The following is a 24,559-nucleotide window of genomic DNA, read 5'->3' as shown; positions in this document are numbered from 1 at the left end:
TGTTCCCGCTTATGACCATACAAATGGTGTAGCTGACAAATCTAGTAAATATTGACTGGCTGTTTATTAAATGGACTCGATAAAATACCTATATACAATGACTCGCACGTTAAAGGTCAAGTCGCCACCATTCCAATGATACCTTTACCTTTTTGCCAATACTTTCTGTCTTTTCTAGATTGCTCGCTTAGGAAAGGTATTTTGAAATAAGGTGAATGGAATGTCACGATATCAATAACCTATATAGAATAATATTTCATACCATAAATCAAGTACCTTCATTTATCCTAACAAGACATCCTATTTCCCATCATGAATAGTACTGAGGTTGTAAATGAGCAATTTGGTACTTAACTTATCATACAGTAGAGTACTAGTAAGGTAAACATATAACTGCTCTACAATTAGTAATAAGATCGATTATTCCATAGTATCATTAGGTAATAATTTGTCCAAGAGTTCGTTGTTCGATAGCTCTTTTTATTTCGATTGCAATTCGTCTACCCACACCCATGGTGTAACCAAAGTAGTACTTTGTGTAGGGACTTGTGGTTGCCATAATAGGATTTCCCGGAACTCTAAGGGAGACATCATAAACCACGAGATCAAGCTCAGCTGTCACAATACTTTGTAGAGACAGGGGTCCAATAAGTCCTGGCGGATACTCTAGTTTTACTGCATTAATAAAGCAGTCGCCAATTTTAAAGACCTTCTCCAGTAGTGATTCACGTATACTCGCGGGCGTATGTCCCACCTCTATGTTTTGTAACTCAATGTCAATTTCCATTTGTTGTCTGGCAGTTAATGTAGTAAAGTCATGGAGATTCGTTTGTAATCTTCTCTCTATTCCTAGGAACTCAGTACTTTTAGTTAATGGCGAAGAAAAAAAGTTAAGATTAAAATAAGTACCAATCACATATTCTTCGATGACGGCAGACTCGAGATCATTCGCTGTAATCAGACCACGTTTTAGCCGTAGTTCTGCTTTCCTGACATAATCCTCATAGGAAGAAACTACAAAAAATGCTCTCTCTAGTGACCGTTTAGCCTCTTGGACCTTCACCACAGCTAACCCATCAATATCTTGCGCTTTTGAGTAAATTCTAGGGTGTCTAATCTTTGCCTTTTCTAAAAGGTATTTTTCAGATCTACGCTCCTCTGCTCTCAGTAGCGCTCTGTTCCCAAAGATTGGTATTTCCAAATTATTTTCAATATTATTGTATCCAAGGTAAGCTGTAAACGCACGGTGGGGAATTATAATCGTATTTAGTGATAAGAGAGCTTCTTGATTTTCTTTATAAAGAATGTCCGAAAACTTGTCTAACAAAATGAGCTTGTCTGTCAGTCTTGCAAATCTTTGATAAGCAATTTCTCGACCTTTTTCGCAAATACATACGGTTTTAATACCTTCATCCTTTGCACCATCCATAATTTCTAAAGCAGAGTGACTACCTATCACACCAACCATAATATTTTTCTTATCATATTTAGCAACGATGTTCTCCATCCGTGTTCTGGGGATCATTTTAAGGAAAAGGCAACCGATTGTAAATCTCTAAAGCTAGATTAGGAAAATAATACTCGATCGTCCTGCATTTCCTTCCTTGTCATTCATTTACCCCTGTTTTTGTTGATTTCTGCTTCAATCGCAATTCTTAGCTCATCATCATCCTTGTTCGCATAGTCGATCCCAAGTCCCTCAGCGATAACTTCCAGTTTTTCTCTCCCAACTACGCCAGAATTTTGGTTCCTAACATGTTGAAGCTCCATCCGTGCCTCGATCCTAGCTTTCTCATATTCTGAAGTCGCCTTTCCAAATGACCGGGCTAGTTCAGGGATCTTTTTAACCCCAAAAATGAGAACTACTCCTATCAGTATAATAATTATCACTTCCATGCTGTTCATTAGGGCCATCGAAAGGATGGTTAACTCAACTGGCATTTTGCGATCATATTAATCAAGACTGATGATTTAAGTGTTGGTTACATACTTGACTCTATTTTTGTGTGCTTTTCCTTTCCTTCGATTGCCAAAAATACCAATTAAATACAACGTTATCACCATCACGTATCGAAATGAACCAGATAGTCATCAACTTCCATTTGGATATCTAGAGTTGAGCAAAGAAAGACTTCCCCTCTGCGGTTTGAATTAGCTCGCTCCTGACTGCAATGGCGTGGACTGCATAAATGACATCGTTTGGACAGAAAGGCTATGAAATATGTCGGGATATCAATAATAGGAAAGAGCTCATGCTCGATCGGTCGAAAAAAAGAAGATTAACGAAAATGCCTTTAGAACACTTCAACAACTATAAGAAGTACCTAGTGTGTTCTGGTACAATATAGTCATTCATCCGAATATAATTGGATGTGCCTATTAGAATGATTATGGATCAAAAAGTCAAAATGTAAGCAAATGTTTGTTCTGCTGGGTTTGGATGGCTGAGCCATGATAGTACAAAGTCTAGTAAATCTGAACTATCAATAGGCAATTTGTGGTACTATCAAATAAACTAGAGCGAAAAAGTCTCTAGTGATTACTCGTACGTTTAAATGGCAATTTACCCAAAATACGCCTTCGCATGTGAGCCAATAGTAGAGACCAATTCAGATCAGGAACCAATCAAACAGAAACTCAAAGAGAATATGTAGTTCAAAAGTGGTTATCCGTGGTACCCTATGGAAATGTTACTGTTCAATTGCCTCCTCAAATATTCCCTTTCTTACCTTAATTGGTACATCGTAATAAGCTGCTAAAGCAATCGAATCAGATGCTCTATAGTTTCTCAACACTAGACTCGCATCTCTGGTTTTGAAATAAAGATTTGCGCGCAAAACCGAACCGCTCTGATAAACCCTCACCTCCATCAATAATAGGTCTTGCATTGCTGCAATTTCCTCTACTAGGTTGTAAATTGTAGGAATAGTATTCTTATCACCGCTTGTGAATCGCGATATATGCTTGGCAACCTCCCCAGAAAAAGCGCGCATAGGAAATTCTTTCCCTTCAGGAGTCTGCAGTATCACCACCCCTTCCAATCCCAACTGATCCACAAAACCGACTTTACTTATTCTTGCTAAAACGTACTGCTCGTCCGTATCCGAAGTTTCATCAGGCATTTGTATTATGCACTGAATATGTCCTTGCTAGGAATTAAGGGTTGTGAGCAATCGATTATGGCAGAGATTAGTCAGCTATGCTACGTTGATGGTTAAATATTGCCTAGATTTGTCCAATAAGCCGGGTACGCTTGATTTGAAAGCGGATTTAATGCATGATCTATTATTTTTGATTTATTCGTGCATCATAATATTCTCGGGCGTCAGGTTAGTATCGATACCTATGTATCCGTGATCACGCATGGTAGGATCCCATCAAATAGACTAACTGCAGGATACAGAGGGATGACCTCTGGTTAGTGAACCAATATCTGCAGCGAACAATATATCTTATAATATATACTAAATGGTGTCTGCTATATTGGCAATGACCGTAATAGGCAATACCTATAGATGGATTCATGGACGTATAGCTAATAAGCCGACAAATTACAGCTGGATCATAAAGGATCAGCTAGCTGGAAGCGGCATTCCGATCACTTATTCGCAATTCCTATGGGTGTTAGCACATGGTATAAGAACAATAATAACGGTGCGAGAGGTGCCTCTACCAATAGAGTGGTTTGGCAATCTCGTTAAAAGCCCATTCAAAGATAATAAAAATGAGATCAATTATCTTCACGTAAAAGTAGAGGATTATGGTGCCCCTTCACTTGAGCAGTTAGATGACACAGTTGAGTATATCCGTACCCAAATTGGCCATGGTAAACCTGTCATGGTACACTGCGCTGCAGGCAGGGGCAGAACAGGAACAGTGCTTGCTGCATATCTAATTAAAGAACATGGTTTAGACGCTGAGGAAGCTTTACTTAAGATAAGACGGGTTAGGCCTGGATCAGTTCAGTCAGAAACACAAGAAAAATGTATCGAACAATATGAACAGTACATTAAACGGCCATAAATAACCTAACCATTTGCTAATAGCCCTTTTTGACTCACGTTGACGAATACTTTGATACCAAGAATATAGTACTTTTGAGGTTTGGTACGAGAATTAATTGGTTATTTGTACACGTTTTCCATTTATTAGAAACGACTGCACCATTATAAAGTTACAATTAAGGTAGTAGCAAGGACTAACTAACCAACACCTATGACTATCTCTTGTTTGGCTTGGCGAGGACCTTTGGCTCGAACGTAGGCAATTTCTTAGAGAGGCTATCAAAATACATTTGTACATGTGGTTCTGCAATCCACAATTTCTCATTCTCAAAAAGATACCCATATCTCTGAGAGCTCCCCACTTTCTCGCGGGTCCTGAGAACCTCAATGTATCCTCGAGAGATAGTAGATTCGTCAAATCCGTGTTTTCTGGCAATCATATCAACTACCCCATGCATACCTGATCCATGTTGTGCGGCTTCCTTAGGACGATAGGCGATATTCTTAGGTATACCCAATCTTTGGGCTAGTTTTCGATGTACATGTTTTCCAAACTGATCCTCTGTCCCCTTCACGTTTAGTTTGAGATCGATCTGCATAGAGAGTTTGATGATCCTCTTATCAAGAAATGGCTCACGCATCTCTATGCTATGCGCCATAGTTATTTTATCTTCACGTTCGAGTGTTTCCTTATACAGTAAAAGTAAGTCTTCGGTCATATGTTCGCGCAATACTTGATATCCATTTTTTTCGAGAACTCGCGCGTACCAAGGATAGCCACCGAAAAGCTCATCTGCACCTTGACCGCTCAGCATTACGTTTATTCCATCTTCATGGGCGAGCTTTACTGCCGCATATACAGGGATAGCTACCTCCACTTGTCCTGCGTTTGAGTCCTCAATAGTATCGATAATCTCAGGTATACATTGTTCTACCTCATCAGATGTTAATTCGTTTACCCTCAATTTAAGATCTAATTTCCGAGCTATCTGCCGAGCAAAGACTATATCACTTGAGTTATGAACTCCACCTGTATAACACACGACATCCTTGACCATTTTCTTTGCTAACCAAGCAACAATTACACTGTCAATTCCACCTGAAAAAATTATCCCGACTCTATCGAAATCCTGAGTTCTCTTCTTCATTGAAGTAACCAAGGCTCTTTGATATGCATCTACTGCTACAGAAAGAGAATTGTAGATAACCTTGGCCTGGTGAACCGGAGGTGCTGATACCTGTATTTCTTGCAACCTTTCCTTCGGCCTAATCACAACTGCACAACCTGGCAATACACGATGTGTTGGCTCCTTTATTCCCACCTTCCACAAAGCCTTACGTTCTGATGCAAAAGCCACGAAGCGATCATTTTCCCCATAATAAATCTGTCTAACACCCATAGTATCTCTGACCAAGGTAATAGTTCCTGACTTTTCATCCTTAATAGCAAGAGCATAAACTCCATCGAGCCGAGCGACGGTTTTCCTAATGGCGTATATGAGGTTGTCGTTTCTCAAATAATCCTCTAATAAATGAACTATGACTTCGCTGTCAGTTTGGCTGGCAAATTTATGACCCTTTAATAGCTGTTTTCGGAGCTTTTTGTAATTATATATCTCGCCATTATGTTCTATAGTCAACCGCCCATCACAACTGCAGAACGGTTGTTGACCACAAGTGCCACCAACAATTGCAAGCCTAACGTGGCCTAATGCACTATCACCTGATATTTTATGATATTGTAAATCCGAAAAAGATTCTGACTGTATTACACACCGATTTGCAGTGATCCCAGCCCCATCAGGACCACGATGTATCATACAGGAAAGCATAGATCCTATGAGTGGTACCACATTCTCGTCCTTCTTACTCAATAACCCTACTATTCCACACATATTATCCTCATCTCGATTAGTGGGTCGAAAACGGCAACATAGGCTTCGTTACAAAACTCGACTTCAATCATAATACGTTATTCTTAATGCCTTAAAAGCCTTTTTATAAAATATTTATTTATAAGCTAAACTAATAAGCTTCTTTGGAATAGCAAAAAATAAGTTCCAAGAAATATGCTTCGGTTATGGTCGACATGAGTATTGAATTGCCGAACATTTTAAGTCAAGTATATCATTATCTTTTACGAAATTCTCTTCTATAGAATGTAAATGGCCTCTTTCTAACTTTAATAAAGTAGTTATTTGCAAACAGTTTACTCCTGACGAAGGAGAGTGAGCCCACTTGAGATACACTTTCTAACTGAATGGTTATTAGACAAAGGGGATCAAAATGAATTAAGCTATGCTATCTAAAAGGAGAGCATTTTTTTCTGGAATCGAGCTTTATTGGGGATTTTTCTAGCTGTAATACTAGTCATTACAGGAGGACCGAATTATTCTTTGCATTTTTCGGTTCAGGCTATCGCGTATTAAAAAAAACATCAAGTATCAGTCGCTTAACCATCAATTAGAATGAACGAAACTTATTGCACGATCATGTAATATCTTTGCGAACTGATGTATATCGACGCTCTTGAAGGATTGTATATTTCTTTGCATATCTGGCTCTCGTCCCTCCTGTAATATTTCTCGTCCCCGTAATTCTTCATTTATCTTGTCTCTTAACCTTGGGGGACATATTTTGCTATGATAAATACAACCTAGTGAGCCGTTAAACATTTCTTTTAAATGATCCTCACCTTTCTCTTCGTGGAAATGTGGATTCCGCGTTTCCACTTGCATGACTTCTATACCTTTATCCATTGCGTCCTGATTTTCGGTAGGCAGTATACCGCCAAATTCTTCGAGAATATCAACCACTTCATAAGGTTCAACGGAAAACCCAGAAGAGTAGGTTAAAAGCTCTGCCAATTTCATCGACATACAGTGTTCGCCGGAATTACCGGTACGCATAACTTCAGTTTCAAAGCCGGTATAATAGGAGACCAATGAGTTAAGATATTGATTCGTTATTTCCGAGACTCTACCCCATTTTGAAAAATAAAGGCCGCTTTCTGAAACTTTTGGTTTGTAAATCCAAGAAATCCGGACCATAGTGTACGGTGTATTAGACATAGCAATACCTGATGCAAATATTTTTACATATTCATTTACAGCTCCAGGGACGTAATTATCAGCATCTATGAATCCAACATAGTCCTTTCCTGCCATTTTTGCAAGGAGCATGCCAATAACCATTCCCTCAGCCTTACCATTTCTGACAATATCATCGGGACCAAATATACTGTTATACCCTACTTCCTTAAGGGCATCAGATAGCCCAGGATCTTTTTGGTGTAGGATTAATGTATTTTTTCCAACGAATCGGTTAAATTGCTCAAGTGCTTCTTTTTCGAGCTTAAACCTATCAACCGGTTGTCTAGGGCTATTCGAAACAATAATCGTTAGACAATCATGCGGAATACCGCTTAATACTCCTTCTAAAAGCTTTAAGCGCTCTCCCTTAATAGGGATAACTATAGCCATTTTCCTCTCAATTTCGGAAATTTCCACATTCCCTACACTGCGAATTGCCTCTGAAGCAGGCCTACCTTCATTAAATCCTGAATCCAACTCGTAAACACGTTGCACGCCGTGAAGGCTTATCGCACCAAACCTTTCAGTATACCTTGGCAGGTCGAGTTTCATACAAACGGTATAACTTAAGTTAGTATATAACACTAGCTCGTATGTACATTTGGAAATTAATCTCATCTCTAGCACTTCTTTTATTCCGTCTCAAGTTTAGATTATTATTTCTATAATAAGATTTAAAGAGCTAATGGATTATTAACAAAATTAGCTAACATAATTAATTTCCCAGACTTATTTTGATGGATTATGTTTATTTGAGCGGATTCAATAGCCTTTTGTGTGCTTACGATTGCGGGCAGATTAGTAATGAAAATGCACCCCAATTATAATTCTGCCGAGATAGTTTTCGAGCGATGCGATAAGTGGAGTCTACAGGGGATATTATTATAAATAACTCATTTTTGATAGCACTTCCTGCGCACAGAGGTTAAATTAAGGATCACCACCCATCTAAAAGTTAGAGAGGCTAGATTACACATTAACCATACCATTCCAGAATGTTAACTTTTAGTAAACTTGAAGGCAGTGTACAGAGATTCTTGATCGACTCGAGAGCTAATGCTGAATTGTAAGAGACATATGATTATTTGAAGACAGGGAAGTGCAACTGAGTTCCTAATGATTCACTGGATTGACAAAATTGCAACGAAACTGGCACATATTGCAAGATATGTAACTGTTGTATTGTTTATATGAGTCCTCTGATATCCAGACAGAATCAGCTGAAGCACCGCTGATTTTATTCATCGATAATATTATTCCTTATCTATAAATTCATCCGGACTTGGTGGCTCTGGGTTTAGACCCTTTCTGCTCCTAATATCTCGTACAAGGGTTCTGAATATGGGGGGCTGCTTGCCAAGTCTTGAAGTATGTATTCCATAAGGCCTTGCCTGCGGTTCCTCCTCTCATTACTTCAGATAAATCAAATGTTTCTGAAGCTGGTACTTCTCCTCGAATAATAGTAATCAACCCCTTTTGTTCTACATGCAACAATTTACCTCTCTTTCCAGATAGAATCCCAGCAACTGTACCTATTTGTTCTTGAGGACATTTGATCTCTATGCCTAGAATTGGCTCTAGAAGTACAGGATCTGCTATAAGCATATTACCCAGCATTGATCTACGTGTTGCCGGCATCAGCTGGGCTAATCCTCTATGCGCCGGATCCTCATGAGGCACAAAATGGTGTAATACGAACTTAACACCTCTCACGGTTTCGTGAGCAATTGGGCCAGAATAAATCACATCTTCGAAGCCTGATTTAATTGAATCCATAGATTCCTGGATAAACTGAACTCCCTTAGTTTCATCAAGCAAAATATTCCCACTTATATCGACAGCAGCTACACTCCTCGCTTCATCAGCACTCCAGCCTTTGTCACGAAGAAACTTGGCCAATTCCTTTTTGTCCATATCCTCTCTAATCTGACGGTTTCTAATGAGTTCAATTATGTTTTCATCAAGTGGCTCTACGCGCATAAAGATCTTGTTATGCTTGTTAGGGGATTTACTCATAACAGGTCCTGCTTTTGCCCGGATAGTTTCTCTGTAATTGATCAATGGCTGGCTAGTAGATATATCCAAACCAGCCTCTTGCAATAGAGAAGTAGCTATCTCCAAATGTAGGACACCCATTCCAGCCATCAGAGTTTCGCCTGTCTCCTCATTTATTTTGACTATAAGATTAGGATCTTCCACCGTTATCCGCCGCAATGCCTCAACGAGCTTCGGCAGATCCTTTGGGTGTTTTGGCTCCACAGCGATTGTAACTACTGGTTCTGAAACATATTTTATTGATTCGAAAGCTGGAACATTTTTAACAGTAGAGATTGTTTCTCCAGCAATAGCATAATCTACACCCAGCAATGCCGGAATATTCCCCGCAGGCAAAATACCTACTACCTCTCTCGTATTGCCCATATAGATATTGACTGACTGAATTTTTCCAGGTCTCTTTGCGTCTATGAGATAAATTTCATCACCATCCTTCACAGTTCCTGAAAATAATCTTCCTGTCGCAACTCTTCCAGCTTGAGGATCTACGTTAATTGTAGTAACCATCATTACTACTGCCCCTTTCTCGTCGCATGATAATAGAGCTCTGCCTATATCCGAGTCTAAATCTCCACTCCAAATCTTTGGAATCCTATATTTTTGTGCCACATGTGGTGGAGGATGGTGCTCGACAACCATTCCCAGAACCGCATCGTGTAACGGCGCCCTTTCAGCTAATGACTTTATAGGAGCAGGATCATCAGAAGTGTACGCATCGTAGACGTCCTTAAAACCAATTCCCTTTTTCTGGGCCATTGAGAAGTTAAAGCCCCATCTATCTTTCGCAGACCCAAATGCAACACTATTCCCTTGTATGCTAACTTTCCATTTCTCTTTGAGTTCTGGTTCGGCATAAATATCGACAAGTCTGTTAAATTCACCGATAATGTTTGATAGCCATTTTTGCATTGCCTGTGGATCTAGGCGTAATTCCTTTACTAGCCGATCAATTTTGTTAATATAAAGAACTGGTCGTACCCGTTCTTCAAGCGCTTGTCTTGTTACCGTTTCTGTTTGAGTCATAATTCCTTCTACTGAATCTGATACCACGACTACACCATCAATTGCCCTAAGTGCCCGTGTGACCCTGCCGGTAAAGTCGATGTGGCCAGGGGTGTCGATCATATTAACTACGTATTCCTTGCCCCCACTTTCATAAAATAAAGTAACATTCGCTCCACGAATAGTCATTTGGCGATTTTGTTCAAGCTTCATTGAGTCGAGGGCAAGAGCCTGACCAGCCACAGATGGAGAGATAATACCTGAGGCGGCCAACAGACTATCGCTCATGGTTGTTTTGCCATGGTCGACATGAGCTATAACTCCGAAGTTACGGATTTGGTCTTGATTACCAATAATTCTCAAAATATCTTGAGTGGACTTAAATTTCGGCATATATAGTCGAAAAAACCTTTATGCAAGACTATTAAACGTTCCCTACATACATGAGTTTTAACGTCAGTAAGTTAATGTAACAAAAATATGCATCGAGACGATTCGGTTATAATCATTTTGGACCAGGATATCATACTAAACTACAGCATAGAAATTTGTTGCAATCTATAATAGTGGGTCATATTTCAATGTTGGTCTAGTTTATGAAGGAAATAATAGTCGGCCATACGCCTGATGCAGATGACGCTTTCATGTTTTATGGTTTAGAAACAGGTAAAGTCGTATCTCCTATCTTTACGTTTAAACATGTTATAGAAGATATAGAAACTCTCAACAAATATGCACTCAAAGGTACCTTGGATGTCACTGCAATCTCGGTTTATGCATATTCTTTTATAAAAAACCACGTAATTCTTACGTCCGGCGCTAGCTTTGGGGTGAACTACGGTCCAACTGTACTTTCGAAAAAAGAATTATCACTTTCTCAGTTGAAGGAATGCTCTATTGCGATACCAGGAAAGATGACTTCGGCCAATCTATTACTGAGCTTAGTAATCGGAAAATTCAAGTATTTTGAAATGAATTTTCGGAATATTCCCGATGCAATTTTATCTGACAAGGTTGATGCTGGGCTGGTAATCCATGAATCGCAAATAACATATGAAAAAGAACGCCTACGCAAGATAATCGATCTGGGAGCTTGGTGGCACATCAATACCGATGGGCTACCCGTACCATTAGGAATTAATGTTGCGAATATTAAGTCCATGAGTTCCGAAGAAATTGGTGCATTTAACAGTCTACTCAGAGATTCAATTGTATATGGGCTTCGAAACGTAAGCAGTGCTGTAGATTATGCGATGAAGTATAGCAGGGGACATACAAAACAAGTCATGGAAAAATTCATTAAAATGTACGTCAATGAGAACACTGTTGAGATGGGCGAAACTGGCAAAAAGGCCATCAATAAATTGCTCATGATGGGACTACGCGAGGGAATAGTCCCATCCGCTACCGAGCCAATTTTCGCCTGAATCCCACTAGATCAGATCTGTCCGATCCAGGCCCGGAGTTAGGTTCATAACACTAGTTATTATTTCAGACAAATTTTCAATTGAACCTCCTCATGATGTTGAAGAATGTATCTCTTTGCGCAGGCTCTCTTTTGATTTCTTTGATCAAACTGGTTAATTCCTGAATAGAAGTGCCGGAATTTTTACCAGCTGCTTTGAATATTTCCTCAGAAAATGCAGTCCCGACCAGATCATTACCTCCAAAAGATAATGCCACTTGTGCCAACTTCTTACCCAAGGCTACCCAATAAACTGACAAGTTGTCTAATACATTTGCCAGTAGCAGCCTAGAGACAGCAATAACTCTCAGGTCATAAGTAGCAGCACTTTCGGCTTTTATAAGTCCCTTTTGTTCTAATTCGGTGTTCTCCAAGCTGAACTTTAATGGGATAAAGGTCGTAAAGCCACGAGTCTTTTTCTGAAGATCCCTGATTTTTAATACATGGTCAACAATATGTTCTGGTTTCTCTACATGGCCGAAGAGCATTGTACAATTACTCTTCAGCCCAATCTCGTGAGCTTGACGGGCAGTATCTAACCACTCTTTGCCAGAACACTTTCCTCTTACGATAATATCTCTTGTTTCCGGGGCAAAAATTTCGGCTCCTCCCCCAGGAAGAGCATCCAAGCCAGCTGCTTTCAGCCTTTGTAGCACCTCCCTTGTCGAATTTTTCGTTACTCTGGAGATAAAGAAGATTTCCGCAGGTGTCAAGGCCTTAATTACAACGTCAGGAAATTCCCTTTTTATTGCCCTGATCATATTCTCATAATAATCTATGCCGAGCTTTGGATGAAATCCGCCGACTATATGCAATTCTGTTGTTCCTAACTGTTTAATTGCAATTCGTGCTCTCGATATTATCTGTTCGGTAGTTAGGGTAAATGCATCTTGAGCGCCATTGGTTCTGTAAAATGCACACAGAGGACAACTGGCGGCGCATACATTCGTGTAGTTTAAGTAATATGAAGCAACAAAAGTGACGGTATCGCCCTTGATACTTCTACGAATATTGTCAGCTGCAGAACCCAACAAAAAAAGGTTCTCCTCGTTCATAAGCTCTAGTCCATCTTTATACGTCAACTCATGTCCGGCCAATGCCTTTTCCAGTGCGGGCGTTCCACCCAATTCGCTATTCCTTAGCAAACTAATCGTACCATTGAACCTCAGATATAATATCTATTGCTTAGGTTAATTATTATTAGAGATGACCAACTTTGTAAGAAATAAATATCATTGTAATCTATCCGAATGTGCCGAAGTTGCAAAAAAGTAGCCTTGCATATAATTTGATATCAAAATCAGACGTAGCAGACATTCTGTACAGAGCATTGGATTGTCAAAAACTTGGACTAAATGATTGCATTAAGCTATTCAAATCCAACGACATATATCCGATAGCACTTGTCAGCAATATGATTAGGCAGAAACTCTTCGGAAACAGGGCTTCATTTGTTAATAACATTATACTAAATTACACTAATGTATGCATAACGTACTGTAAATTCTGCGCCTTTTATCGACCAGTCGGACATGGAGAAGCATATACGTTATCTTTGGGGGAGATCGCAAAACGAGTATTAGTTGCTAGAGAAATGTTTGGGATCACCCAAGTTTTGATTCAGGGAGGACACAATCCAGAATTGAAGCTCGAGTTTTATGAAGATGCTTTCAAAGCAATAAAAAAAAATTGTCCTCAAGTTGGTATCCATGGGCTATCTGCTTCTGAAATTGATAATATTGCAGCAGTCGAGAATTGCAGCACTAAGGAGGTTCTTTCAAGACTCAAAGGTGCCGGCTTGGATTCATTACCGGGAGCCGGAGCCGAAATTTTAGATGATGAAGTAAAAGCACAGATCAGTCCACTCAAAATCAAGAGTCACGAATGGCTTAGAATCATGGAGGAAGCACACAAATTAAACATCAAGTCATCTGCTACTATGATGTATGGTACCACAGAAACCGAAGAACAAAGAGCAAGTCATATCGTGAAGATAGCTGAGTTACAAGAAAAGACAGGAGGTTTTATGGCATTTATTCCATGGAGTTTTGAGCCTAATAAAACACGTATGCAGGCAGAAGGCAAAGTTAAATATCCTGCAGGGGGACTTAACCTTTTGAAGATGATTTCTATTGCAAGAATTATGTATCATGGCTTAATTGACCACCTTCAATCTTCATGGCTTACAAATGGGATTGGCATGGCTCAGCTTGCGCTAAATTATGGGGCTGATGATTTCGGTGGTACTCTGATCGGAGAAGAGGTGGTTACAGCTACCGGCTCGAGATCCACGGAGCTGAGCTCTTATAAAATTATCAGTTCCATAAAACAGATTGGGTTTCAAGTGGCAGAGAGAGACAACTTCTATCATACTATAAAAAATTGTTAAAGCCTATATCTTCATGTCAAAGAGATTATAACACCTAGTTAAAAATAGCCACATATAACTTTAAATTGTCTTTATCTATAGTTCCCTCCTGTATGGTAGATGAATAATGCAGGTAGGGATTGATGATCTAGCTATTTATGTACCTAAGCTTTATATAGACTACAAGGATTTTGCCGAGGCAAGGGGCATTGATCCCCGCAAACTAGAGTATGGCATAGGGGTTAAAAAAATGGCCCTTGTAGATACAAATCAAGATCCAGCTTGTATGGCCGCTAACGCGTGTTTAAAACTTATGCAAAAAAACCATTTACACCCCCAAGAAATAGGGAGAATATATGTCGCAACAGAATCAGGGATAGACGAATCCAAAGCAATGAATTCTTTTGTGATTGGAATGCTCGAGCAGGTTTATGGTGAGAGCTCGTTCGAGCACGTAGGCGGTATAGAATGCAAATTTGCATGCGTGAGCGGATCTTACGCACTTTATGATAATACTAATTGGATTAGGGCAGACGAAAATAATGGCAAAGCCGCTATAGTCATCGTTAGCGATATTGCAAAATACGATATTGGTTCTACTGGAGAGTATACTCAAGGTGCAGGTTCTGTTGCCATGTTGATAAAAGACAATCCAAGACTATTGGCTTTCGATCAAAAGGTCACATCAACAATTATTAAAAATGAATATGATTTTTACAGACCATGTGGAAAAGAAACGCCCGTAGTTAATGGGAATTACTCAAATTTGCTATATTTGATTCAAGTAAGAAAAGCTTTTGATAGTTACAAAGAAAAAGCAATTAGAACAAAATTGATTAGATTGGATGATGGAGAATCCATAACAGATCACATAGATCTATTTAGCGTTCATCTCCCCTATAGGAGGATGGGAGAAAAAGCACTGGCATATTTACTTAGACACGAATGGAGGTATCTCCCTAGATGGAATCAGGTTATTAAAGAAGTAGGTCTAGAAGAACCAGTTCCTAAGGATCCAAGAGGTACAATTGAATCAATTTTAGCAGACACTGAATTTATGAGAGCAGACGAGAAGTTCAGAAGAGCATTTATGCAAACATCTTTTTACAATGAAGTTTTTGAAAAGAAAATGGCAAGCTCACTCGAAGCGTCGACCATAATAGGTAATTTGTATACTGCTTCCATGTACATGGGATTTCGAAGCTTATTAGAATTTGAGCATAAAAAAGGCACAGATCTAGAAAACAAGAGGGTAGGGTTCGGATCTTATGGTAGTGGTAGTAGTGCAATGGTGTTTACTGGCGTGATGCAGCCAGAGTACAAAGAGATAGTTGCAGGAATGGATTTAGAGAAAGAAATAGGAACAAGAAAGAAGATTTCTATAAACGAATATGAACGACTTAGAAGGGAAGGAAAATTTGATACATCCTTTTTGCCAGCTGGCCACAATGAATTCGTCCTAATAAAACTAAAGGCAGGATTCAGGGAGTATGACTGTCCCAGTTGAATGTCGTATCGTCACTTAAGACCATTTCAATAATAAGACACCCCATAAATGCACAGCACTAGTAATTCAACTGCCAAGCGTACCATCAGTTTACTATCTTGAATTTTACTCCTTTTGCGTCTAGGTGGCCAAGTAATCGTTCTGCATGGCTTGAATTTTCCATTTCAAGGCTCAAGTAGACTCCAGCGGTACCGGCAAAAACATTGGAGCTAAGTCTGTCATGAACTACTTCGACAATATTGACACTCATATCTGCAATAATATCAACTATGGTCTTTAGCGCACCAGGCCTATCTGGTAATTGTATAAAGATTTTGAGCATTCTTCCCATATTCATTAAGCCCTTTGCAACTATTTGTCCCAGTAGATACATATCCACGTTGCCTCCTGATAGTAACGCTATTACGTTCTTTTCTTTGTTAGGATGACCTTTCTCAATTAGATATGCAAGACTTGCTGCGCCTGCTGGTTCTACAACCAGCTTTGCTCTTTCCATGAGTAAAAACATGGTTTGAACGATTGAGGAGTCGTCAACTAGTCTTAGATCGTCTAGGTATTGACTTGCTATCTCATAAGTCAGTCGTCCAGGCGACTTTACCGAGATGCCATCTGCGATGGTACGGCCTGCAACTATGTGTCGGATGGATCCATGCTCTAAAGATTCTTTCATTGAAGGAAATGCATCAGACTCTATTCCAATTATCCTAACTCTGGGATTTTTTGTTTTTATTGCTATTGCTACTCCTGCAGCCAGTCCTCCACCCCCAATTGGTAAGTAAACCTCATCAACCTTCTGAAGATCCTCAAGCAACTCTAATCCAATTGTCCCTTGACCAGAAATTATTTGCGGATCATCAAAAGCGTGAATGATTGCATGACCTCTCTCTCTTGAGATTTCCTGTGCAGCAAGCCATGATTCTTCATAGGTTAGCCCACGAAGAATCACATTTGCCCCATAGGCCTTGGTGGCAGCAACTTTGGCAGGGGAAGCATTCCTGGGCATAACTATTGTACATGGAATATTTTTTTTGAGAGCAGCATATGCTACTCCTTGAGCATGATTGCCTGCAGAAGCTGCTATGACGCCTCCTTTTTCTTCTTCCCTTGATAACATGCCAAGTTTAAGCAATGCGCCTCGAACCTTAAAAGAGCCAGTCTTTTGTAGAGACTCGAGCTTCAGGAAGATATTCGTGCCAATTAATTTGGAAAATGTTTCTGACCTTTGTAAGGGAGTTTTCTTAATGGAATTACCTATTGAGTCTCTCGCTCTAAATATGTCATCTAGAGTAGGGAATTCATGGCTTTCATTTTGCATTTTGAATATCTCCTGCTCTCATTTAAAGTAACACCTGGATCCACTTCTGTGCCATAATTATAATTTTGTGATTAGTTAGTAACCATAAAATGATATTGGTGTTTGCGAAACAATGGTGAAGGCAAAGAAATTGTCGGCTACGAAGATCCAAATGCCCACAGCAGCTAGGTTTGGACTGTCCTTGTTACTAGTAGGTGCAATATTCGTGGGAATAGGAAGCTACACGCACAAAGGAGGATTCGCTCTGTATGGCCTTCCTATCGCTATACTTGGCTTTTTGCTATACATGTTCTCATCGATTATCACCGCGAGGAAGAAAAGAAATAAACCAACAAAATAGTAATCTTCTAGATAACTCATCGTATTCTATTTTAATAAATTTCTGATTATTCCATCAGATAGATTGCTGGCTTGTATGGCCTTGAGGTTTTGGCTCTTAACTTTGGGTCATAATTTGAAACATCACAATCATCCTCGGAACGAACTGAAATCTGAGCATCCACAGTGTCAGTGTCAATTTCCAGTCGTATCAAACTCTCGGCGTCCTCTATTGGCGATCTCTCATCGAAAACCTTGAGTAGTAACCTTCTGTTTCTGGTTTCCAGTGGCTCAGATAAGATATCTTCTACCATCTTTCGCACCATATTCAAGTTATTTTTTACTTCGGTGATTTCAGGGTCTTTGATAAGTATTTTTATTATGTCGCCGAAGTTAAGATTGCTTTCTGATAATTTCGAGAGGATCTTACTATAAATTTTAAATTTCCATTTTGATGCAGTATAAATATATATTCTTTTGGGCTTAATTCTGGCCACTTTGACAATCTTTTGAATATCCGTAATTAGATTCTTTATTAATTGTTCTGATTCTTCTGCAATTACATCTTCTTTGCCTTTATCCACTATCGGCCATTGGGAAAACATTATCGAAGTAGTCGATTTGCGAGTTAATTCCCAGATTTCTTCGCTTATGAATGGAGCAAACGGCGCTAACATTCGAATACGAGCATCAATGAAAGTAGAGCGAGCATAGTCAACTGATAAACCCTCCCGATTCTTGGCTTTTACCCTCTTTTCATACCACTGGATGTCGTAATCCATAGTATATAATATGTTATGTACCGCTTCCCTTATACGTAGCCTATCCAAAGATTTTGTTGTATTCTCAATAATATGTTGAAGCCTACTTAAAAGCCACCTATCTTCTGATTCTTCATTTATTCTTTCTTGCTCTAAATCAGATAGGAGAGGTTGAGAGTACTCCTTCGCTTTTTCATACAAATCATCTAGCTTATAACGTAGGCCTTTTACTGTCTCTAATGAAAAGTCAGCGTCCTGTAGCAGCTCAGCTGAAATAACCATCGCTAATCTAATCGCATCTGCACTATTTTTTCTGACTGCATTACGCAGTGGGATAATATTTCCAAGGGACTTTGACATTTTCTTGCCTCCCATCAAAACTGAACCATTAATAACTATCTGTTTAGGCCAGTGTTTTTTTTCAAAAATTGCAACCTGACCGAAAATAAAGAATGACAAGTGGTTAGGTACTAAATCTCTTCCAGAATGTCTCGAGTCAACAGGATAGAAGTACAAAAATTCGTCCCTAATTTGACTGAGCAATGTCGTGGACATTCGCAGCTCTCGTGCGACAACGTCTAAACTTCCTTTTCCCAAGAATACATAATCAAAAAACGAATTAGTTAAACTATCAGGATCGCGGATAGAGTTATTATTAACATACTTTGCAAGTGTATAATATGCCATATAAATGACAGAGTCTGATAAGCTTTCAATTATCCATTCATTATCCCACGGCAGTTTAGTGCCTAATCCACTTTTCCGAGCACAAGCTCTTTCCTTTAACCAATCGATGACATTTGTAAATTCTTGTCGAATCTCTCCAGGTATTAAATCCATCTCGTTAAGACATTCATGCACCAAACGTTTCCAATCCGGATTCCCGTAGTCTAAAAACCATTGATTGTTTAGTATCTTTACCACACATTTTGTACCGCATCTACATCTAACGGATTTATTTGTCAGATCAAACATTATTTCTGCATCACCGCTTTGGAGGATCTCATCTTTTATCTTGTCCTTTGCCTCAAATACGGGGGTGCTAGCATATTTTCCCGCCATTTGAAGCATCTTTCCCTTATAGTATTCGTGCGAGTATAACTCATTAGTGAGCTTTTCAACTTGCGGGTCTGACATATTCTGTATTTTACGACTGTTTAACAACTTTCTTGCAGGTATTTCATGGTTTTCCATATAATCTTCAGACTCGATTACCTTTATTGGCTCTATCTCGATCTCTTTTAAATTAAATTCATTTCTAATCGCAGCATTATTTTTTAGGTCTTCTAGTGCTAGATAATCATAAGGTGCGTGGGCTGGTACAGACATTACAAACCCGGTGCCACCATCAGCCTCTACGAAGGACGCCGGATAGAGAGGAAATGATACGCGGGTGACCGGGTTTTCTGCCATGGTGCCAATCAGATCCTTTCCCAAAACGTGGGATTCGATTGTAATTCCATGGTTAAGATAAGTTAGTTTTAATGCTGCTTCCTTACTCACAATCCATTTTTCTTTTTTATCTTTGAGGTAAATTTTAACATAATCTATAGTTGGATTGACCCATAAATTAGTGACACCATAAATTGTTTCTGGTCTCAGTGTCGCTGTCGGAATAATGTATCCATCTTCTGATCTGAATTTAATCAATATATATTCAATGAATTCTGGCTCAACATCTCCTATAGTATCGTGCTGGCTAACTGGGTTTTGATCATTAGGGCACCAACCTACCGGATGTGATCCCTGAATAATCAATCCTTTTTCTCTAAAGATGTTAAACTGCCAGGTGATAAACTTTGAATATGCCTTGTCTACTGTTGTAAACTCTCGTCTCCAATCGATTGAAAATCCTATCTCTTTCATTCCAAGCTTAATCTCGCTATGAAAGTACTCAGCGATTTTAAGAGGGTCTGCAAAGCTTGGAATTAAAGCTCTTGAAACATTATAAACCTGATGAAATGTTTCCAATAACTCTTTATCCCCGGATATTATCCTTCGTGACATAGCAAGTATAGGCGTGCCAGTATAATGGAAGCCCATCGGAAATAACACGTTGTAACCTTTCATTCTCATATAACGAGCATGAACATCAGCAAGAACATACGTTCTTCCATGACCTACGTGTTGAGGAGAGTTTGGATACGGAAATGCAACTGTTATGAAGTATTTCTTCTTAAGCAAATCAGGATCTGATTCAAAAATCTGCTGCTTTTCCCACCTTTCCCTCCACTTTTCTTCAATAGAATTCCAATCTATCTCAATCATACATTCTTCCTTTATTTCCCAATTTTTTAGAGCCGATCTTGGTCATAAATTGCGATTACTTCGATTCCCCTTCATATTTCTGTATTAAATCTTCTATTGAGAGTAATACGGAATTTATTTTGTCTTTAAACTTCCCTCCGCCTTGCCCGAACTTATTATTACCACCACCTGAACCTCCCAAATCAGCAGAAACCTGTTTTGCAATCACGGCTGCACTTATCTTTTTCTGTGCATTTTCACCTACAAAAACGATCACCCTTATTCCTCCGTCTTTTGAGATTAGTGCTAAATAGATGAGAGAAGGATCGTCTTGGATTGATCTTTCGCCAACAGTGATGTGATATTCCTCATCCAATTCACTATCGTTCACATTATAAAATTTAACTCCATCTGAGGTCAGTTGCACAGCTGATTTCGATACAGATTTAGATATCAATGGAACGAATCTCCGGAGCATGTGTTTCGCCTTCTTTTTTGTTGTTAGAGAATCTTCTAATGTCTTTTGAAGTGAATCAACCACTCTTTCCTTACTAGAGCCCAGTGATTGAGAGATCGTAGCAAGCTGGTTGTCTTCCTTTTGAATATAACTAATAGCAGCTTGACCAGCAACAAACTCTAATCTGACTACCCCATCCTGAATTCTTTCCGATTTTGTGATTTTAATTAATCCTATTTCACCCGTAGTGGTAGCATGCGTTCCGCCACATGCTTCTATATCCCGATTCCCGATTTTAACGATTCTAAGGTTATTGGTAGGGACAGCGCCGCCTTGATAGATTCTAAAGCTGAAGGCTCGCTCAGCTTCAACACGATCGTAGAAGTCAATCCTAACAGGCAAGTTTTGTCTAATTATTTGATTTGCAGTCATTTCTATTCTTTCAATATCTTGGGTATGGAGAGAAGAATGGTGAGTTATATCCAACCTGGCATAATTCTCATCTTTATATGCAGAATTCTGCCATACCCAAGATCCTAGATTCTCTCTGGCAGATGTGTTGAGCACATGTGTAGCAGTATGGTGTTTTGTAATTGACTCACGCCTTCGATCATTCACTGTTCCATGCACGGTATCACCACATTTAAAATCATATGGAGTTTGGAGTTTATGAACTACTACATCTGACTGTTTTAAAACTTCAATCACTTTCAGACCATTAATATCGCCTGTATCCGGCTCCTGGCCACCCCCCCTAGGATAGAATGCTGTCCGATCTAGAACCAGAAAACATTTATCGACAACATTGAGAACTTTGGCGGTGAATTTCCGTATTGATTTATCTTCGTAATATAATAATCTAGTCGGTGAAATACCATCTATTCCATAGACAGGATGTTGAACATGTTTTGCTACCTGGTCTGTATGAAGCTCGGCAAGTTTTGTATAAAAGGTAGGCGGGATGCCCTCCAACACTCCAAAATCGACCAGAAAATCAGGCGTAACACCATCAGAGTCATACATTCTGATCAAATCATCTACCGATAACTTCTTCTTTGTTTTCTTTATCGAGGTAGCAAGAGCTTCCATCCTTTGCTTAGATCCTACATACCTGCGAGATTCGATTTGAAGTATTGTCCTAATCTCTTCTCTATGTTCTTCAAGTTCTGGATACATGCCTCTCATATAATCAATGTGAGCATCCGCGATGTCATCGAGTTTCATTACCCAACCTAATCTCTCAATAATCGAAAGAGCCCTACGCAGAATTACTCTTAGATTATATCCACCTCCGACATTTGATGGAAGGGCTCCATCAGATATAGCAAAAGCCAAGGTGCGCGTGTGATCTGCAATTGTATAGATTGCTTCATGAGGAATTATCAGCTTTGCAAGCATGTCACTAGATAACTTCAGTTCCTTGGCTACAGAACGCTTCAGCCCTTCAAGATCGCCATTCAAACTGTCAAATCGATTAGAAACTGCCTTAAAATATGCCGAAAGGAGTTCGGAATTATTCGGGGCTCCAGAACTGTCTATTAATCTCTGTACAACTGGCCCGAATGAGCAATCATAGCTAGTTGGTGTTCCCATTGTGATCCAAGAGAGTCGTTCGAGCCCTGCACCCATATCAATAATTTTATTATTCATTTGAGTATAATTGTTTAAATTTCCCTCGAATTCAGTAAAAACGGCATTGCCTAGTTCAAGTCCACTAACGAAATATTCTAATGAGCAACCAAAGGCACCAGCGCCCATCCAAACATCCTCTACGAAAGTTATTTCCTCTTGTTTTATTCCTAATGCATGTGTAAGCATTCCAAAGTCGAGCTCGATACACTTATCTTTCCAATAGCCACCTGATGCGTCAGCATCAGATACTTGGCCAACCATACAAAAGCTTGTATAATGCCTACCTGTTAGGCCCACGTTTTCTATATCATTAAATCGCAAGCAAATTTGGGGAACAATAAGCGGATTTGTAGGCAACTCAAATATAACGTTGTTTCCAATAACTCTTTGAAAATCTACTATTGACGCTATAGTGAAATGCAGATCATCTCGCCATCTACAAACTACAGGATATCGGTTCACATAAGCGTGTGCATTCGACTGAAAATAACGTTTAATTTCATTCCATGCATTAATATAATCGAGCCTCTTTTTCGTAGGGGGATCAGTAAGGAATTCATAATTATCGTGATCGGGACAATTCAACTTCTTCCCAAGGGCCCAAAAAAATTTGCTACACTTAATGCATCGTTGACGCTCGAATCCCAATTCATCGAATAACCTAACCCTATAGTATCTATCAGGGTCTGATGAAAAGATGGAAGTAAGTTCATCTTTGCCCAAATCCTGTTTTCCTAGTGAAGTAGGCTATTAATGCTTTATTATCAGGATTGAAAATTAAGCATTTTAGGAAATAAATTTGTTATTTCTGGTATTAGCAGGAGCCATATTAAAATACTAGATTCAAAGAAATCAATATAATTTTTCATAGAAAAGTTCTGCCTTTTTATTAATCCTTTCGTGAGTCTTGTATAAGGGTTAGCTAGATTCTATTGCCCTTTCGGAAGAATGACACCGGCAATGCTAATAATTGTGAAAGACTTAAAGCACTTTAGATAAAAATAAGGGGTTATATTGAAAGTCTCAGTATTAGGTGCCGCGAAAGAAGTAGGTCGTTCGGCGTTCCTTGTAAATAGCAACAGTACCGGTATTTTGATGGATTATGGTGTTCTCTTAAAAAGAGAACCGATTTTTCCTATGCACGTAAGACCAAAAGACGTTGACGCAGTAGTGATTACCCATGCCCACTTGGATCATTCAGGATTTGTTCCGTCGCTGTTTTTGTCTGATTCAGCAGCTGTTCAAGTATTAGCTACTCTTCCCACATTCGAGCTTTCACAATTGTTAATTGAAGACATGATAAAAATATCTGGATTCTATTTGCCCTTTGAATATATAGACATATCAACAATGATGAAACATTCTAGAAATTTACAGTATAAGGAAACATACAAAGTAAATGACATGAAAATAACTCTGCATGAGTCTGGTCATGTATTGGGCGGTGCTTCTATCATCGTAGAGCACGAAGGTAAACGGTTATTCTATACCGGAGATATCAATACAAGAGGTTCAAAACTGCTTAGACCTGCGGATTTGAACTTTGATGACATTGATTTGATGATAATTGAGAGTACATATTCACAGACAGAGCAGATGCCAAGAGAGGATGCCGAGAAGGAGTTATTGGAGTTTGCTTACGAAGTGCTTGACAGAAATGGGACTCTATTTATACCGGCCTTTTCTGTTGAAAGGGCACAAGAGATTGCATGTGTCTTAAAATCTTATAATTTTCGATATAAAGTTGTAATGGATGGGATGGCGGTGAAGGCAAACCAAATAATGTTGAAACATCCCACTTTCCTTAAAAACGCTGAAGTGTTCAAGCGTGCAATAAATGAGGCAGAGTGGATAACTGGATGGAATAGAAGAAAGAGCGTGATCAGGGAACCTTGTGTTATAATCTCGCCTGCCGGGATGTTGGTTGGAGGATCTGCCGTATTTTATTTACAGGAAATTGCCAAGAGCGAACGGAACGGGGTTGCCATGGTATCATATCAAGGTGAAGGTACTCCTGGCCGAACGCTTCTCGATAGAAAAGTGGTAAATTTTGATGGCAGGGAAAGAAAATGTCTAGCTGATGTTAGGCGGTTTGAATTTTCAGGACACAATAGTAGAAGCGAATTGTTTGAGATCCTTGAGCACATACGGGGTAACCCAAAGGTGCTAACAGTCCATGGTGACGGACCTTCATGTACCAAGTTTGCAGAGGAGATAAGAGTCAAATTTGGATTTGAATCAAAGGCGCCAAATGCAGGAGAAGTAGTTGAAGTCTGATTCATTAAATTTCTGAAAGGCTAGCATCACTTCATAACTTGCTTTTCGAAATCATAGGT

The 24,559-nt window shown here is 39.3% G+C and carries 15 protein-coding genes and 1 pseudogene; 6 read left to right on the top strand and 10 right to left on the bottom strand.

Annotated features, from left to right (window positions below; translation table 11 throughout):
- Nucleotides 1–436 precede the first annotated feature (436 nt).
- The 3 genes from DYY65_RS04260 to DYY65_RS04250 all read right to left on the bottom strand — a co-directional run bounded on the left by DYY65_RS04260 (nucleotide 437) and on the right by DYY65_RS04250 (nucleotide 3,122).
- Entirely contained in the window at nucleotides 437–1,525 is a 1,089-nt protein-coding gene (locus DYY65_RS04260) for a formate--phosphoribosylaminoimidazolecarboxamide ligase family protein (protein ID WP_162476739.1), read from the bottom strand.
- Nucleotides 1,526–1,611: 86 nt separating this feature from the next.
- A complete protein-coding gene (locus DYY65_RS04255) occupies nucleotides 1,612–1,941 on the bottom strand; it encodes a twin-arginine translocase TatA/TatE family subunit (protein ID WP_236561656.1) in 330 nt (109 codons plus the stop codon).
- Between the two features lie 749 nt (nucleotides 1,942–2,690).
- Complete coding sequence (locus DYY65_RS04250; protein ID WP_162476738.1) at nucleotides 2,691–3,122, bottom strand: bifunctional nuclease family protein; 432 nt, start codon at nucleotides 3,120–3,122, stop codon at nucleotides 2,691–2,693.
- 367 nt (nucleotides 3,123–3,489) lie between these two features.
- Between DYY65_RS04250 and DYY65_RS04245 the strand changes: the two genes are divergently transcribed.
- The gene (locus DYY65_RS04245; RefSeq protein WP_162476737.1) at nucleotides 3,490–4,023 is read left to right on the top strand and encodes a phosphatase domain-containing protein; all 534 of its coding nucleotides are present in this window, start codon (nucleotides 3,490–3,492) and stop codon (nucleotides 4,021–4,023) included.
- Between the two features lie 196 nt (nucleotides 4,024–4,219).
- Here DYY65_RS04245 and asnB read toward each other — a convergent pair whose 3' ends face one another.
- The 3 genes and pseudogenes from asnB to DYY65_RS04230 form a co-directional block, all read right to left on the bottom strand.
- Nucleotides 4,220–5,899 carry an asparagine synthase (glutamine-hydrolyzing) gene (gene asnB / locus DYY65_RS04240; RefSeq protein WP_162476736.1) on the bottom strand — a complete coding sequence of 560 codons (1,680 nt, stop codon included), beginning with the start codon at nucleotides 5,897–5,899 and terminating at the stop codon, nucleotides 4,220–4,222.
- A gap of 564 nt (nucleotides 5,900–6,463) precedes the next feature.
- The gene (mpgS, locus tag DYY65_RS04235; RefSeq protein ID WP_162476735.1) at nucleotides 6,464–7,648 is read right to left on the bottom strand and encodes a mannosyl-3-phosphoglycerate synthase; all 1,185 of its coding nucleotides are present in this window, start codon (nucleotides 7,646–7,648) and stop codon (nucleotides 6,464–6,466) included.
- Nucleotides 7,649–8,349: 701 nt separating this feature from the next.
- Nucleotides 8,350–10,546 (bottom strand): annotated as a pseudogene (locus DYY65_RS04230) (elongation factor EF-2).
- Nucleotides 10,547–10,749: 203 nt separating this feature from the next.
- On the opposite strand from DYY65_RS04230, the gene DYY65_RS04225 reads away from it, so the two are divergent.
- Nucleotides 10,750–11,580: a menaquinone biosynthesis family protein gene (locus DYY65_RS04225; protein WP_162476734.1), complete on the top strand. Its 831-nt coding sequence runs from the start codon at nucleotides 10,750–10,752 to the stop codon at nucleotides 11,578–11,580.
- A 76-nt stretch (nucleotides 11,581–11,656) separates the two neighbouring features.
- Here the strand turns inward: DYY65_RS04225 and DYY65_RS04220 are convergent, their stop codons facing one another.
- Nucleotides 11,657–12,763, bottom strand: a complete 1,107-nt coding sequence (locus DYY65_RS04220; protein ID WP_236561655.1) for a radical SAM protein — start codon at nucleotides 12,761–12,763, stop codon at nucleotides 11,657–11,659.
- A gap of 116 nt (nucleotides 12,764–12,879) precedes the next feature.
- On the opposite strand from DYY65_RS04220, the gene DYY65_RS04215 reads away from it, so the two are divergent.
- Nucleotides 12,880–14,007, top strand: coding sequence for a CofH family radical SAM protein (locus DYY65_RS04215; RefSeq protein ID WP_201449322.1), 1,128 nt, complete (start codon nucleotides 12,880–12,882; stop codon nucleotides 14,005–14,007).
- A gap of 106 nt (nucleotides 14,008–14,113) precedes the next feature.
- A complete protein-coding gene (locus DYY65_RS04210; protein ID WP_162476733.1) occupies nucleotides 14,114–15,493 on the top strand; it encodes a hydroxymethylglutaryl-CoA synthase family protein in 1,380 nt (459 codons plus the stop codon).
- A gap of 85 nt (nucleotides 15,494–15,578) precedes the next feature.
- On the opposite strand, the gene ilvA is transcribed toward DYY65_RS04210, so the two are convergent.
- Nucleotides 15,579–16,808 (bottom strand): threonine ammonia-lyase, encoded by a 1,230-nt coding sequence (gene ilvA, locus DYY65_RS04205; protein WP_162476732.1) that lies wholly within the window; start codon nucleotides 16,806–16,808, stop codon nucleotides 15,579–15,581.
- A 112-nt stretch (nucleotides 16,809–16,920) separates the two neighbouring features.
- Between ilvA and DYY65_RS04200 the strand changes: the two genes are divergently transcribed.
- The gene (locus DYY65_RS04200; RefSeq protein WP_201449321.1) at nucleotides 16,921–17,148 is read left to right on the top strand and encodes a hypothetical protein; all 228 of its coding nucleotides are present in this window, start codon (nucleotides 16,921–16,923) and stop codon (nucleotides 17,146–17,148) included.
- 46 nt (nucleotides 17,149–17,194) lie between these two features.
- Here the strand turns inward: DYY65_RS04200 and leuS are convergent, their stop codons facing one another.
- Both leuS and alaS read right to left on the bottom strand, forming a co-directional pair.
- Complete coding sequence (gene leuS, locus DYY65_RS04195) at nucleotides 17,195–20,155, bottom strand: leucine--tRNA ligase (protein ID WP_162476730.1); 2,961 nt, start codon at nucleotides 20,153–20,155, stop codon at nucleotides 17,195–17,197.
- A 55-nt stretch (nucleotides 20,156–20,210) separates the two neighbouring features.
- Nucleotides 20,211–22,946 carry an alanine--tRNA ligase gene (gene alaS, locus DYY65_RS04190; RefSeq protein ID WP_162476729.1) on the bottom strand — a complete coding sequence of 912 codons (2,736 nt, stop codon included), beginning with the start codon at nucleotides 22,944–22,946 and terminating at the stop codon, nucleotides 20,211–20,213.
- A 291-nt stretch (nucleotides 22,947–23,237) separates the two neighbouring features.
- On the opposite strand from alaS, the gene DYY65_RS04185 reads away from it, so the two are divergent.
- Nucleotides 23,238–24,500, top strand: coding sequence for an MBL fold metallo-hydrolase (locus DYY65_RS04185; protein WP_162476728.1), 1,263 nt, complete (start codon nucleotides 23,238–23,240; stop codon nucleotides 24,498–24,500).
- Nucleotides 24,501–24,559: the final 59 nt, after the last annotated feature.

The sequence above is a fragment of the Nitrososphaera sp. AFS genome, from assembly GCF_009898475.1.
GTDB lineage: Archaea > Thermoproteota > Nitrososphaeria > Nitrososphaerales > Nitrososphaeraceae > Nitrosopolaris.
The sequence above is the reverse complement of the archived record's forward strand: the minus strand, read 5'-3'. Positions and strand labels throughout refer to the sequence as shown.